This window comes from Pseudomonas sp. 5P_5.1_Bac1, assembly GCF_025466015.1.
Taxonomy (GTDB): domain Bacteria; phylum Pseudomonadota; class Gammaproteobacteria; order Pseudomonadales; family Pseudomonadaceae; genus Aquipseudomonas.
In genome coordinates, this window is record NZ_JANLNX010000052.1 from 1 (window position 1) to 12,679 (window position 12,679).

The window sequence follows — 12,679 nt, forward strand, 5'->3', positions numbered from 1 at the left end:
GGCGCCTGTCGCGTCTTGTGCCGGGGGTTGCTGGCCGGTTTGCGGCGCTGGCGCCGGAGGCTGGCTGCTGCCGGCCTCCGGCTCGCGACGACGATGGCGCAAGGCAAACTCCGCCACCGCGTCGATATCCTCATCTTCGATAGCACTGGCGCCACGCCAGGCGGCATGGGCGCGGGCCGCGCGCCACCAGACCAGATCAGCGCGCAGACCGTCCACGGCAGCGGCGAAGCAACGCGCGGTAATCAGCTCCAGCGAACGATCATCTAGCTCGATCGAGGCCAGACGCTGGCGCGCCGCCTGACAACGCTGGCGCAGCTCGGCCTGGGCCGGCGCCCACTCGGCGCAGAACGCCGCCGGGTCAGTGTCGAAGGCCAGTCGGCGGCGCAGGATCTGCCCGCGCGCCTCTGGCAGCGGCTGGCCGTGCAGGACGACGTTGAAGCCGAAGCGGTCGAGCAATTGCGGACGCAACTCGCCCTCTTCCGGGTTCATGGTGCCAATCAGCACGAAGCGCGCGCTGTGCCGGTGCGACAGGCCATCGCGCTCGATGCGGTTGGTGCCGCTGGCGGCGACGTCCAACAGCAGGTCCACCAGATGATCCGGCAACAGGTTCACTTCGTCGACGTACAACACACCGCCATCGGCCTTGGCCAGCACGCCGGGGGAAAACTGCACCCGGCCTTGACCGAGCGCGGCATCCAGGTCGAGGGTACCGACCAGGCGTTCTTCGCTGGCGCCCAGCGGCAACGTGACGAACGGCCCTTCACCGAGCAGGTCCGCCAGGCCACGGGCCAGGGTGCTCTTGGCCATGCCACGCGGCCCCTCGATCAGCACGCCGCCGATCTTCGGGTCGATGGCGGTCAGGCACAGCGCCAGTTTCAGTTCCTCGGCGCCCACCACGGCGGCCAGGGGAAAGTGCACGGGTTCGGTCATCTCAAGTCTCTTCTTCGCCGTCCAGCAACTGTTCTTCGAGGGCTTCGCGGTATTCACCCGGCTCCTCCCAGAGCCCGCGCTGCTGGGCCTCGATCAGGCGCTCGGTGATGTCGCGCAGCGCCTCGGGGTTGTGCTGGCGGATAAATTCGCGGGTCGCGGCGTCGAGCACATAAGCGTCGGCCAGCGACTGGTAATGGTGGTCGTCGATCAGGTGCGTGGTGGCGTCGAACGCGAACAGGTTGTCCACCGTCGCCGCCAGCTCGAACGCGCCCTTGTAGCCGTGACGCTTGACCCCGTCGATCCACTTCGGATTCAGCGCCCGGGCGCGGATCACCCGGTTCAGCTCCTCCTTGAGGGTGCGGATGCGCGGGCGGTCCGGCTGGCTGTGGTCGCCGTGATAGCTGGCCACCGGCGCGCCGCCGAGGCTTTCCACTGCCGCGAGCATGCCGCCCTGGAACTGATAGTAGTCATTGGAATCGAGCAGGTCGTGTTCGTGGTTGTCCTGGTTCTGCAGCACCGCCTGCACCTGGCTCAGGCGCCTGGCGAAATGGCCGCGGGCCTCGGTGCCGTCGTCGGCGCCGCCATAGGCGTAGCCGCCGTGGTTCAGGTAGACCTCGGCAAGGTCCTCGCGGCTGTGCCAGAGGCGCCCGTCAATGGCGTTCTGCACCCCGGCGCCATAGGCCCCGGGCTTGGAGCCGAAGACCCGCCATCCCGCCTGACGCCGCGCCTGCTCCTCGTCCAGCCCGCTGGCGAGCAATTCGGCGCGCTCGCTGCGCACCCGCGCCGCCAACGGGTTGAGGTCATCCGGCTCGTCCAGCGCCGCCACCGCCTGCACCGCGGCATCGAACAGCTTGATCAGGTTGCCGAAGGCATCGCGGAAGAACCCCGAGACGCGCAGGGTCACGTCCACCCGTGGCCGGTCCAGCAGGCTCACCGGCAGAATCTCGAAGTCATCGACGCGGTGGCTGCCGGCCGCCCACACCGGGCGCACGCCCATCAGCGCCATGGCCTGGGCGATATCGTCGCCGCCGCTGCGCATGGTTGCCGTGCCCCACACCGACAGGCCGAGCTGGCGCAGGTGGTCGCCGTGGTCTTGCAGGTGCCGTTCAAGAATCAGGTTGGCCGAGGCGAAACCCAGGCGCCAGGCGGTGGCCGTGGGCAAGTTGCGTACATCGACGGTGTAGAAATTGCGCCCGGTGGGCAGTACGTCCAGGCGCCCACGGCTTGGCGCGCCACTCGGCCCGGCGGGGACGAAACGTCCGTCGAGGGCGGTCATTACGCCGTGCATTTCGGCTTCGCCGCAGGCATCGAGCTGCGGGGCCACCTGGTCGCGAAGCGCGGCCAGCAAGGTCCGCACCTCGTCCCACTGCGGCTCGGCCGGCACATCCGGCTCGCCGGCCAGCGTCTGCTCGATCAGTTGCGCGCCTAGCAGTTCCAGACGTTCGCGAGTGTCGCCATGGGTGCGCCACGGCGCGGCGTCGAGCAACGCCAGACGCTCCGGGCGCGGGCCGTCCCACGGCAGGCCGAGGTCGCAGTCCAGCGGATCGAAACCCAGCGCCAGGGCCCGGGCCAGTACACGCGGCAGGCTGGCATTGGCACCGCGGCCATCGCCACGGGCGACCCGCAGCAGGGCCTGCAAGGTGTCGATACGCAGGCGCCCGCCGGGCGACTCGCCGAAGACGTGCAAGCCATCGCGGATCTGCGACTCCTTCAGGTCGCAGAGGTAGGTGTCCAGCCGCGGCAGCCAGACATTGGCGTCATCCAGCGCGCCGTCCAGTTGCAGCTCGCGGTCGATATGGTTGTCGCGCACCAGTTGCAGGATCTCTTTCTGCAATTCGATGGCGCGGCGCGGGTCCAGCAATTGCGCTTCGTAGTACTCGTCGGCGAGCAGCTCAAGGTTGCGCAGCGGCCCGTAGGTTTCGGCGCGGGTCAGCGGTGGCATCAGGTGATCGATGATCACCGCCTGGGTGCGCCGCTTGGCCTGGGCGCCCTCGCCCGGGTCGTTGACGATAAACGGATAGATATTCGGCAGCGGCCCGAGCAGCGCGTCCGGCCAGCATTGCGCGGACAGGCCGACGCCCTTGCCCGGCAGCCATTCCAGGTTGCCGTGCTTGCCGACGTGGATCAGCGCATCGGCGGCGAAGGCGTGTCGCAGCCAGAAATAGAAAGCCAGGTAGCCGTGCGGTGGCACCAGGTCCGGGTCGTGGTAGACCGCGCTCGGGTCGAGCTGGTAACCCCGCGCTGGCTGAATGCCGACGAAGGTCAGGCCCAGGCGCAGGCCGGCGACCATCATCCGCCCGCCGCGAAACATCGGGTCTTGTTGCGGTTCGCCCCAGCGCTCGCGCACCGCCTGCTGATTGGCCTCGGGTAATTGCGCGAACGCCGCGAGGTAGTCGTCCAGCGCCATGCTCTGGGCACAGGGGCGCTGGTCGAGGCTGTCGAGGTCGTTGCTGACCCCGCCGAGCAGGTCGTGGATCAGCGCGGTGCCGCTGTCGGGCAAATCGCCTACCGGGTAATCCTGCTGTTTCAAAGCGCGAAGGATGTTCAGCGCCGCCGCGGGTGTGTCGAGGCCGACGCCGTTGCCGATGCGGCCATCGCGGGTCGGGTAGTTGGCGAGGATCAGCGCCACCCGCTTCTGCGGGTTGGGCAGCCGCGCCAGTTCGCACCAGCGCCGCGCCAGTTCGGCGACGAAATCCATGCGCTCGGGGTGCGCGCGGTAGCAGACCACATCGGACTGGCTGCGCTCGCTGCGCCAGGCCAGGTCCTTGAAGCTTATTGGCCGGGTGATGATGCGCCCGTCCAGCTCCGGCAAAGCGATGTGCATCGCCAGGTCGCGCGCCCCGAGGCCCTGCTCGCTGGCTTGCCAGCCGGGTTCATTGTCCTGGGCGCAGATCGCTTGCAGCACCGGAATGTCGCGGCGGAACGGGCGCAGGTGCGGCTGCTCCGGGCTGGACTGGGCAAAGCCGGTGGTATTGAGGATCAACGCCGCGTCGGTTTCGTCCAGCCAGGCCTCGACCTGGGCCAGGCAACCGGCCTCCTTGAGGCTAGCGACCGCTATCGGCAGCGGATTGAGCCCGGCGCCGATCAAGCGCTCGCAGAACACGTCGACGAAGCCGGTATTGGCCGCCTGCAGGTGCGAGCGATAGAACAGCAGCGGCACCACCGGTTGCCCGGCGCACCAGTCGGCCCGCCAATCGGCGAGGTCCGCCTCGGCGTGATCCGGGTGATAAAGGCTGGTGCGCGGCAGTTGCCGGGGCTCATCCCACTGGTAATCACGGCCCAGCCAGAGATTGGCCAGGCAGTTGAACAAATTCAGGGCATTAGCCTTGCCGCCCTGGCGCAGGAAGTGCCAGAGCCGCTCGGCCTGCTCGCCGGTGACCGTGCCCAGGCTGCTCAGCTCCGGGTCCGGGCGGTCGTCGCCCGGCACCAGGATCAGTTGCACGCCGCGCTCGGCCAGGGCGACCAGTTGCTCGACGCCGTAGCGCCAATAGCCGATGCCGCCATGCAGCGACACCAGGATGACCTTGGCGTGGCGCAGCACCTGATCGACATACAGGTCGACCGACGCATGGTTCTGCACCTGCATCGGGTTGGCCAGGCGCAGGCTGGGGTAGTCGTCCGCCAGCTCGCGGGCGGTTTCCGCCAGCAGCGCCAGGTGCGAGTCACCGCTGCAAAGGATCACCAGCTCGGCGGGGGTCTGCCCGAGGTCGGCAATGCTGTCGTCCGGCACGAAGCCGCCGGGCTGGGTCCGCAGCAGGTGCATGGATCAGGCGCCCAGGGCCGCGCGCAGACGGGCTTGCAGCGCCTCGGCGTCGAGTTCCTGACCGATCAGCACCAGGCGCGTGACCCGCGCTTCGTCACTGCGCCAGGCGCGGTCGAAGTGTTTGTCGAAGCGCGTACCAACGCCCTGGATCAGCAGGCGCATCGGCTTGCCGGGAATCGCCGCGAAACCCTTGACCCGCAGAATGCCGCTGTCCACCACCAACTGGGTGAGGGCGTCGAGCAGCAGGGCTTCGTCGGCTTCGGGCAGTTCCAGGGAAATGGAATCGAAGGCGTCGTGGTCGTGATCGTCGTGGTCATCATCGTCGTGATGGCTGTCGTGGTGGGTACGGCGGCCGTCGATATGGGCTTCCGACTCGGCGCCCAGGCCCAGCAGGACTTCCAGCGGCAGCACGCCTTTGCTGGCTTCGATCACCTTCACGGCAGGCGGCAGCTCTTCAGCCACTTCGGCGCGCACGGCGGCCAGGGCATCGGCAGCGATCAGGTCGGCCTTGTTGAGGACGACGAGGTCGGCGCTGGCCAGTTGGTCGGCGAACAGTTCGTGCAGCGGGGATTCGTGATCCAGATTCGGGTCCAGCTTGCGCTGGGCATCGACCTGTTCCGGGAAGGCGGCGAAGGTGCCGGCGGCCACGGCCGGGCTGTCGACCACGGTGATCACCGCGTCAACGGTGCAGGCGTTGCGGATTTCCGGCCATTGGAAGGCTTGCACCAACGGCTTGGGCAGCGCCAGGCCGCTGGTTTCGATCAGGATGTGGTCGAGGTCGCCACGGCGGGCCACCAGTTCACGCATGACCGGGAAGAATTCTTCCTGAACGGTGCAGCACAGGCAGCCGTTGGCCAGTTCGTAAACCCGGCCGCTGGCTTCTTCTTCGGTGCAACCGATGCTGCACTGCTTGAGGATTTCGCCGTCGATGCCCAGCTCGCCGAATTCATTGACGATCACCGCGATACGGCGGCCCTGGGCGTTGTCCAGCATGTGCCGCAGCAAGGTGGTTTTGCCCGAGCCGAGAAAGCCGGTAACGATGGTGACGGGGAGTTTGGCCAGTGTTTTCATGTCGGATGCCCTTGGCAGGATGGCGGGCATGCGGGACGGGAGCCACAGGCCATGCAGCCTGGGCGCGTTCGCCACCGGATCACCCCGCCCGGTTGAAAGTCGGAAACTGAACGAGGCAGGTCTCCTGGCTCGCGCTGTGCCCTTCAGGGCGGCATCGACGCCTTCCCGCCGGTTCGGCAGTGGCTGTGTCGATGGGAGCAGCGCTTACAGTTGCGGGGGCAGCCGCGGCCTGGCCTGAAAAAAAGGCGCACCGCGTTCCCGTCTTAGCTCCGGCCCGTGCCAGAGAACCTCGAACCGGCAAGGCTACGCAGTGCCCCGAAGCCGGTCAACCGCTGTATTGACGGATGTCAACGCGCGTGATTTCCTAGCGCGATTCGTTTGGGTGCCTTTTTGTTACAAGGTGAAACGGGAAACCGGTAAATTCCGGTGCTGCCCCCGCAACGGTAAGCGAGGAAAGCGTCAAGACCACTGTGCCTGCGGGCATGGGAAGGTGACGCCACGGCGAAATGCCCTCGCAAGCCCGGAGACCGGCCTGAACAACAGCATTGACCAAACCCGCGGTGGGCGGGCGACGTTGCAACCCCTGGGCGATTCCGGCCAGGGGTTCTTCGCGCTTGCCTGTTGCCGACAACACCAAGAGGAAAGCGCCATGCCGATCATCGCCAGTCACGCCATCGCCACCCCGACCACCCTCAGCCAGCGCATCGTCGCTGCCGTCAGCGCCTCGGTGCTGGGCCTGTGCCTGGTCTACTTCGCCGGCTTCTCGCACATCGAAGCGGTGCACAACGCCGCGCACGATACCCGTCACAGCGCCGCTTTCCCTTGCCACTGAGGCCTGCCCGAATGTTCATGCGCATCGCTCGCACCGCAGGCTTCGCCGGCCTGCTGGCCGCACTGCTGCTGACCCTGCTGCAAAGCTTCTGGGTCGCGCCGCTGATTCTCCAGGCGGAAACCTATGAAACCGCGGCCCCAGCCGTACAAGAACACGAGCACGCCGACGCCGCGGCGGGCGCGGAGCATCATCACGACGCCGAAGCCTGGTCGCCGGAAGATGGCTGGCAGCGCGTGCTGTCCACCACGGGCGGCAATCTGGTGGTCGCGGTCGGCTTTGCCCTGCTGCTCGCCGCCATGTACACCTTGCGCAACCCTGGTGGCATCGCCACTGGTGCGCTCTGGGGGCTCGGCGGTTTCGCCGTTTTCTGCCTGGCGCCGAACCTGGGCCTGCCGCCGGAACTGCCGGGTACCGCCGCCGCCGACCTGGCCCTGCGTCAGTACTGGTGGATTGGCACCGCCGCGGCGACCGCCGTTGGCCTGGCGCTGATGGTGTTCGCCGGTAACTGGCTGCTCAAGGCCGTGGGCCTGGTGCTGCTGGTGCTGCCGCATGTGATCGGCGCTCCGCAGCCGGAAGTGCACGAAAGCCTGGCACCAGAAGCGCTGGAGTCGCAGTTCATCGTCGCTTCGCTGCTGACCAATGCGGCGTTCTGGGTCGCCCTCGGCCTGATCAGCGCCTGGCTGTACCGCCGCCAGGCTGCGTGATGCCCTTCCCGCCCGGCGCAACCCCGCTGTTCGCCGGGCTGGGCTGCCGCCGCGGCAGTCCGGCCGATAATCTGGCCGGGCTGCTAAGGCGGACCTTGCAAGCCCATGACCTCCCTCTCGAAGCCCTCGCCGGCCTGGCCAGCATCGATCTCAAGCACGACGAACCCGGCCTGCTGCAACTGGCCGCGCAACTCGACCTGCCGCTGAGTTTCTTCAGTGCCGCGCAACTGGCGCCCTTCGCCGCCCGCCTCAGCCACCGCTCGCCGGTCGCCTTTCGCCACAGCGGCTGCCATGGCGTGGCCGAGAGCTGTGCCCTGGCGCTGGCCGAACAGGTCACCGGCCTTCCCGCACAACTGCGGGTCACCCGCATCGTCCAGGACGATATGACCCTGGCATTGGCCTGGGCGCCGTCGTTTGGCGGATAATCCGCCCCCTCTCGTTCAAGGATTTGCCATGACCGTCTATTTCATCGGCGCCGGCCCCGGCGACCCGGAGCTGATCACCGTCAAGGGCCAGCGCCTGATCCGCCAGTGCCCGGTCATCATCTACGCCGGTTCCCTGGTGCCCGCCGCGGTGCTCGAAGGGCACCAGGCCGAGACCGTCATCAACAGCGCCGAGTTGCACCTGGAGCAGATCATCGCGGCGATCAGCGCCGCCCATGCCAAGGGCCAGGACGTGGCCCGGGTGCATAGCGGCGACCCCGCCCTGTACGGCGCCATCGGTGAGCAGATTCGCCATCTACGCGAGTTGGGCATTCCTTACCAGATCATCCCCGGCGTGACCGCCACTGCGGCCAGCGCCGCGCTGCTCGGCTGCGAGCTGACGCTGCCGGACATCGCCCAGAGCGTGATCCTCACCCGCTTCGCCGACAGCTCCCCTATGCCCGAAGGTGAAGCGCTGGCCAGCCTGGCCAGCCACAAGACAACCATGGCGATTCACCTCGGGGTGCGGCATCTGCCAAAGATCGTCGAGCAACTGCGCCCGCATTACGGCGGCGACTGCCCGATCGCCGTGGTCCACCGCGCCACCTGGCCGGATCAGGACTGGGTGCTGGGCACGCTGGACGACATCGTCGAGCAGACGGCACTCAAAGGTTTCCGCCGCACGGCGCTGATCCTCGTGGGACGGGTGCTTGCCAGCGACAATTTCAGTGAGTCCGCGCTTTACCGGGCGGGCCACGCGCATCTGTACCGTCCCTGACCGCGCTATTGCATTGCCATCAGCGTTGCTTCAATTTAACGCTTCGGCATACCTCAAAGGACTACCTTCAATGCTTGAACTGCGCCCCTGCTGTGAATGCTGCGCCACCGACCTGCCAGGCGACAGCCGCGATGCCCTGATCTGCTCGTTCGAATGCACCTATTGCCGCAGTTGTGCGGAAGGTCAGTTGAAGGGCAAATGCCCGAACTGCGGCGGCGAGTTGCAGCCAAGGCCTGCCAGGGTGGGCGAGAAGCTGGCGCGCAATCCGGCAACGACGGTGCGAACGGTGAAGGCCGAGGGTTGCCCGACTCATTGAAGAAAGGGCCTACGATGCAGTAATGCCCTTCAGTTAATGCCCTTCGCGAGCAAGCTCGCTCCTACAGTGTAGGAGCGAGCTTGCTCGCGAAGGGTCTCGACGGGCTTAACTGACTGGCCCTATTTTGTGGCTAATGCGGCTGCAGCTTGTTCTTGATCAGCCCGACGATAAACGTCAGCACCGCCCCGCCAGCCCCGCCGCCCACCACGCTGCTGATGATCGCGGGCAAATCCAGGGTGCCTGCCGCGCCAGCCTGGGCCAGGCTCTGATCGCCGGTGAATGACGCCAGGATCTGCCCCAGCACCACGCCACCCACCCCGCCAAGAATCGAATTGAGCAGCGGCCCCATGCCTTGTTTGCTCATGCCCGCCGCGTTGCCGCCTACCACACCGCTGATGATCTGAATGATCAGACTGATGATATCCATCGCCATAGCCTCTCTTAAGCGCCTGAAATGACGACTCGCGAGCGGGTTACTTCAGATACGGCCACTACCACCGGCGTTGAGACGTCGTGGTCCGACCAACGACGGCAAGCTGTTGCGGATAACCGACAGTATATGTAGGACTTTTCAGTTGCGCGAACAGCCGTTCCCTCAGGGCTTGACGCCCTTCAACTCGTTGAGCAGCCCCAGCAGCGTTTGCAGCTTGGCGTCGCCGAACTGTTCGAGAATGCGCTGGTAGTTGCGCTCCATGTCTTCGCTCATGTCCACGAAGCACTGCTGGCCCTGCTCGGTGAGGCTGACAAAGACCCGGCGCTGGTCCTGCACGGATTTCTTGCGCCGCACCAGGCCGTCGCGCTCAAGGCGACTCAGCACGCCGGTCATGCTCGGTTTGAGAATGCAGGCCTGTTCGGCCAGTTGATGGCTTTCCAGCTCGCCTTGCTGGCGCAGGATGCGGATCACCCGCCACTGCTGCTCGGTGAGGCCGTGCGCGTTGAGCGACGGACGGAAGAAGGCCATGGTGGCTTCGCGGGCTTGCAACAGCGTGAGGGTCAGGGACGGTCTTGGAGTAGGCATTGGCAGGCTGACATCAACGGAGGTTCTGAAGCTTAAGAGCGGGGCTTTAGGGCCGCAAGGCCCGTAATGGCCACGGTGCGGACAGCGGTGAAAGGCTCGTCAAATATAATGAACTGCCGTGTCCGCTAAAAATCACATTTACCTGAGGCCAATCAGAGAGTTAAACGATAAATCAAAGGCTTTACGTTAAAAAATATGCACACGAAACGGTTAATCCGCTTGATATATTTAACGGCTCTGGCAAGCTATGCGGCAGGTTTCGACCGGGAATCGACGTTCGCGTGCACACCCGGCAGTGCTCGAAACCTCGGGTAGCGCCCCGCAGCAATCGGCGCGCCTGCACAACAATGACAGGCCGCGCCTGTCCCAAGGTGACATATGCCCAACAGCAACATTGGCAATAAGAATCAAAAAGCCCGCAAACCTGTCGTCCTGATGACCATGGGCTCTCAAGAGCGCAAGGGTCACGACTATCAAGTGATGACCCACAAGTACATCGTGCCGCTGGTCGAACACGCTGACTGCGTCCCCCTCCTGGTTCCGACCTGCTGCGGCACCGAAGACCTCGAACAGTATCTGGACATGGCTGACGGTGTGTACCTGACTGGCGCCGGCAGCAATATCGACCCGGCCCTCTACGGCCAGGAAAACCAGACTCCAGGCAAGGGTCAGGACCGCAACCGCGACCTCTTCGACCTGCCGCTGGTGCAGTTGGCCATCGCCCGTGGCCTGCCGATCTTTGGTATCTGCCGCGGCATGCAGGAAATCAACGTGGCGCTGGGTGGCGACATCTACCAGAAGGTCTACGCCGAGCCTGGCTTCAACGATCACCGGGAAAACCCGGAAGATCCGGTGGAGGTGCAATACAGCGCGGTGCACAGCGTGCGCATCGAGCCAGGAAGCTGGTTGCAGGAACTGCTGCAAAGCGACGAGATTCGCGTCAACTCGCTGCATGGCCAAGGCCTGAAAACCCTGGGTGAAGGCGTCGAGCCGCTGGCCCGTGCCGAAGACGGCCTGGTCGAGGCGATCCATGCGCCAAGCCTGTCGCCGTTCCTGTTCGCGGTGCAGTGGCACCCGGAATGGCAAGCCGCGAAGAACCCTGACTCGGTCAGGATGTTCGAAGCGTTCGGTGACGCCTGCCGTACCCAGGCGACCAAACGGCAACAGAGCAAGACCCAAAGTCTTGCTTGAGAAAAGCCACGCAATACCATGATTTAGTTGATTTTTTAATCATGAAAAAAGCCGCATCAAGGACACCTTGATGCGGCTTTTTTGTCTGACTCAAAATCCAATCAACATTAACTAAATCATTCAATCTGCTGAAATATAAGTATTTTTACGATAAAAGCACTGGGTTAGATTGTTCTTCTTTAACCTCACAAAACAAATCAATAAAAGATCATAACTATTTGTTTTTAATGATTTATCTAAGGAAAAGCATCCATCCTCGGCGCCATTTCCGACTGCGCCCCCAGGCGCCCTTCGATCTGTCCCGCCATCGACCACACCCCCGCCATTACCCCAGAGGCATGATTCTCCATCAGGCTCTGCCACTCCTCGTTCAGCGCCACATTGAGGATCACCCGCAACTGCTCGACCATTTCCGGCCGGTCACTCTCGTGCATCATCGCGCCGATCCCGGCCGAAGCCACGGAGATCAGCAGACCAGCCGCCTTGCCGACCGCCGCGGCTACCGCGCTGGCCGCGCCGCGCGGGGCCAACGTCGCTTCAAGACGGGTGCTGGCCTTGCTGGCCACCGACGACAGGCCGGTGTCCGAAGCCGTGGCATTGCTCGCCGCAGCCTTGCGGATCTGTTCGTCGAGCGCGAGCCAGGCGGGAAGCTGCAGGAACGGCCGCGCCGCAAGCGCCTGTTGAATGCTGGCATCCCGTGCTGGCGGCGGGCCCAGGGCAATCGCGGGAATACGGTTCAGGTGCAGGGCGAACTGCTCCGGCGGCGCCCGATAGCGCTGGGCAATGCCCTGCACTTGCTGGCCGAGCAACTGCACATAGAGTTCAGTGGCGCGTTCGCGGATCAGGTCGGGATTGATCTCTTCAGCCACCGGCTCCAGCACCCGTTCGCGGTACTGCTCCTGCAGGTACAGCGCCAGGCGATTGTCCGGCTGGGTGTCATTCTTGTTCTGGCTCATCTTGTACCAGGCGACCTTGAGGGTCAGCCATTGCTGGGTCCAATAACCGGTGAACCAGGGAATGAAGTCTTCTTCGGTGCGGGCTTGTACGCGCTCGCGCCAGACCCGCATGGAGCGGCGCGCATAATCCCCCGCCGAGCCCGTGGCGCCGCGCGAGGCCACGACGATTTCACGATCCACTTGCTGCCAGGCAGCCTGCGACAGCACCACCGGAGGTGGCTCCGGCGTGCGAGATCTGGAGCCGCAGCCACCCAGCGTCAACAACACGCCGACGAACAAAGCGACAGACAGCACAGGCTGTTTCACGATTGCGCCCCGCCGGAATCGAGGGACTACACCGGGGCACCCTGCACGGGCGCCCGCCCCGGACGCGGTTCAGCGTCCGTTTTTCGAGTATAGAAGTGGCCCGTCAGGACGGTGGCGACAAAACACCTTACCCGGCCCGCAACGGCCACTGCCGGACGGCCTGATAGCGCCCCTTGGACGATTCGTACAGCACAAATGCCTCGGCCAGCGGGCGAAACTCCCGCGGATCGACCTCCGTTTTCAATGCTTCAAACCGGAGAAATCGTCCCCAACGCGCCAATCAGAATCGCCAACGCCAGAAACCCGAACAGAAAAATCGCCATCTTGCCCATCACTGCCTCCGATTACCTAAACAACGGTTCAGACGGGAGCAGCGCAACAACCGCCGCCAA

12 protein-coding genes and 2 riboswitches are annotated in these 12,679 nt (G+C 65.1%); of the genes, 6 read left to right on the forward strand and 6 right to left on the reverse strand.

Going from position 1 to position 12,679, the window contains the following annotated elements; genetic code table 11:
• From NTD82_RS10845 to cobW, 3 genes are all read right to left on the reverse strand, one after another.
• The coding region (locus NTD82_RS10845) for an ATP-binding protein (RefSeq protein WP_262128747.1) at positions 1-930 on the reverse strand (930 nt) is incomplete at its 3' end.
• Between the two features lies 1 nt (position 931).
• Positions 932-4,693 (reverse strand): cobaltochelatase subunit CobN, encoded by a 3,762-nt coding sequence (gene cobN / locus NTD82_RS10850; RefSeq protein ID WP_262128748.1) that lies wholly within the window; start codon positions 4,691-4,693, stop codon positions 932-934.
• A gap of 3 nt (positions 4,694-4,696) precedes the next feature.
• Positions 4,697-5,764, reverse strand: coding sequence for a cobalamin biosynthesis protein CobW (gene cobW, locus NTD82_RS10855; protein ID WP_262128749.1), 1,068 nt, complete (start codon positions 5,762-5,764; stop codon positions 4,697-4,699).
• Positions 5,765-5,860: 96 nt separating this feature from the next.
• Positions 5,861-6,071, reverse strand: a riboswitch (cobalamin riboswitch).
• A gap of 56 nt (positions 6,072-6,127) precedes the next feature.
• Positions 6,128-6,315, forward strand: a riboswitch (cobalamin riboswitch).
• 98 nt (positions 6,316-6,413) lie between these two features.
• On the opposite strand from cobW, the gene NTD82_RS10860 reads away from it, so the two are divergent.
• The 5 genes from NTD82_RS10860 to NTD82_RS10880 all read left to right on the forward strand — a co-directional run bounded on the left by NTD82_RS10860 (position 6,414) and on the right by NTD82_RS10880 (position 8,816).
• Entirely contained in the window at positions 6,414-6,596 is a 183-nt protein-coding gene (locus tag NTD82_RS10860; protein ID WP_095153598.1) for a CbtB-domain containing protein, read from the forward strand.
• Between the two features lie 11 nt (positions 6,597-6,607).
• Positions 6,608-7,300, forward strand: a complete 693-nt coding sequence (locus tag NTD82_RS10865; protein WP_262128750.1) for a CbtA family protein — start codon at positions 6,608-6,610, stop codon at positions 7,298-7,300.
• The gene (locus NTD82_RS10870) at positions 7,300-7,725 is read left to right on the forward strand and encodes a cobalamin biosynthesis protein (protein ID WP_262128751.1); all 426 of its coding nucleotides are present in this window, start codon (positions 7,300-7,302) and stop codon (positions 7,723-7,725) included. The genes NTD82_RS10865 and NTD82_RS10870 overlap by 1 nt, the downstream gene beginning before the upstream one ends.
• A 28-nt stretch (positions 7,726-7,753) precedes the next feature.
• Positions 7,754-8,500, forward strand: a complete 747-nt coding sequence (gene cobM, locus NTD82_RS10875; protein WP_262128752.1) for a precorrin-4 C(11)-methyltransferase — start codon at positions 7,754-7,756, stop codon at positions 8,498-8,500.
• 70 nt (positions 8,501-8,570) lie between these two features.
• On the forward strand, positions 8,571-8,816 hold the full coding sequence (locus NTD82_RS10880) for a DUF1272 domain-containing protein (RefSeq protein ID WP_095153602.1): 246 nt from the start codon (positions 8,571-8,573) through the stop codon (positions 8,814-8,816).
• A gap of 130 nt (positions 8,817-8,946) precedes the next feature.
• Here NTD82_RS10880 and NTD82_RS10885 read toward each other — a convergent pair whose 3' ends face one another.
• Together NTD82_RS10885 and hpaR are read right to left on the reverse strand one after the other, a co-directional pair.
• On the reverse strand, positions 8,947-9,243 hold the full coding sequence (locus NTD82_RS10885) for a hypothetical protein (protein WP_371864249.1): 297 nt from the start codon (positions 9,241-9,243) through the stop codon (positions 8,947-8,949).
• A 168-nt stretch (positions 9,244-9,411) separates the two neighbouring features.
• On the reverse strand, positions 9,412-9,834 hold the full coding sequence (gene hpaR / locus NTD82_RS10890; protein ID WP_262128753.1) for a homoprotocatechuate degradation operon regulator HpaR: 423 nt from the start codon (positions 9,832-9,834) through the stop codon (positions 9,412-9,414).
• 378 nt (positions 9,835-10,212) lie between these two features.
• Between hpaR and NTD82_RS10895 the strand changes: the two genes are divergently transcribed.
• Positions 10,213-11,025 carry a gamma-glutamyl-gamma-aminobutyrate hydrolase family protein gene (locus tag NTD82_RS10895; protein ID WP_095153605.1) on the forward strand — a complete coding sequence of 271 codons (813 nt, stop codon included), beginning with the start codon at positions 10,213-10,215 and terminating at the stop codon, positions 11,023-11,025.
• Positions 11,026-11,261: 236 nt separating this feature from the next.
• Here the strand turns inward: NTD82_RS10895 and NTD82_RS10900 are convergent, their stop codons facing one another.
• The gene (locus NTD82_RS10900; protein WP_256587661.1) at positions 11,262-12,287 is read right to left on the reverse strand and encodes a hypothetical protein; all 1,026 of its coding nucleotides are present in this window, start codon (positions 12,285-12,287) and stop codon (positions 11,262-11,264) included.
• Between the last annotated feature and the right edge of the window lie 392 nt (positions 12,288-12,679).

What these genes read in the sequence shown, in the direction of transcription:
- cobN (WP_262128748.1), bottom strand. Translation starts at nt 4,693, where the DNA reads ATGCACCTGCTGCGGACCCAGCCCGGCGGCTTCGTGCCGGACGACAGC.
- cobW (WP_262128749.1), bottom strand. Translation starts at nt 5,764, where the DNA reads ATGAAAACACTGGCCAAACTCCCCGTCACCATCGTTACCGGCTTTCTC.
- NTD82_RS10860 (WP_095153598.1), top strand. Translation starts at nt 6,414, where the DNA reads ATGCCGATCATCGCCAGTCACGCCATCGCCACCCCGACCACCCTCAGC.
- NTD82_RS10865 (WP_262128750.1), top strand. Translation starts at nt 6,608, where the DNA reads ATGTTCATGCGCATCGCTCGCACCGCAGGCTTCGCCGGCCTGCTGGCC.
- NTD82_RS10870 (WP_262128751.1), top strand. Translation starts at nt 7,300, where the DNA reads ATGCCCTTCCCGCCCGGCGCAACCCCGCTGTTCGCCGGGCTGGGCTGC.
- cobM (WP_262128752.1), top strand. Translation starts at nt 7,754, where the DNA reads ATGACCGTCTATTTCATCGGCGCCGGCCCCGGCGACCCGGAGCTGATC.
- NTD82_RS10880 (WP_095153602.1), top strand. Translation starts at nt 8,571, where the DNA reads ATGCTTGAACTGCGCCCCTGCTGTGAATGCTGCGCCACCGACCTGCCA.
- NTD82_RS10885 (WP_371864249.1), bottom strand. Translation starts at nt 9,243, where the DNA reads ATGGATATCATCAGTCTGATCATTCAGATCATCAGCGGTGTGGTAGGC.
- hpaR (WP_262128753.1), bottom strand. Translation starts at nt 9,834, where the DNA reads ATGCCTACTCCAAGACCGTCCCTGACCCTCACGCTGTTGCAAGCCCGC.
- NTD82_RS10895 (WP_095153605.1), top strand. Translation starts at nt 10,213, where the DNA reads ATGCCCAACAGCAACATTGGCAATAAGAATCAAAAAGCCCGCAAACCT.